The 537-nt window shown below is 64.2% G+C and carries 1 pseudogene; it reads left to right on the top strand.

Annotated elements, in window-relative coordinates:
- A pseudogene (locus I6F35_RS39640) lies at positions 1-537 on the top strand (IS5/IS1182 family transposase); the annotation flags it as partial.

Below are 537 nucleotides of genomic sequence, written 5' to 3'. Positions count from 1 at the left end.
CGAGCACTTTTCGGTGGATGGGACGTTGATTGAGGCTTGGGCCTCCCAGAAGAGCTTCCGCCCCAAGGACGGCAGCGATGACGACGACGGCGCGGACTTCCACGGCCAAAAGCGCAAGAATGACACGCATGCGAGTACGAGTGATCCCGACAGTCGGCTTTACCGCAAGGCCGCCGGACGGGAGGCAAAGCTCTGCTACATCGGCCCCGCCACCATGGAGAACCGGCACGGGCTGGCTGTGGCGGGCATGGTCACGCGCGCCAGCGGCACCGCCGAATGTCGCGCCTCGGAGAAGATGCTCAAAACCAAGGCCAGGCAGGCCGGCCACCGCATCATCACCGCCGGCGAGGACAAGGCCTATGACACGGCCGATCATGTGGCCAATCTTCGCGCCCTCAACGTCACCCCGCACGTGAGGCAAAACAACGCCATCACCAAGACCGGCAAGCGCCGCCGAAGCGCGATCGACGAACGGACCACGCGCCACCAGGGTTATGGCATGTCGCAATCGCGCCGGGCGATGATCGAATGCATCTT

Source organism: Bradyrhizobium sp. BRP22 (genome assembly GCF_020194175.1).
GTDB lineage: Bacteria > Pseudomonadota > Alphaproteobacteria > Rhizobiales > Xanthobacteraceae > Bradyrhizobium.
This window is presented reverse-complemented; position numbering and strand designations above follow the sequence as displayed.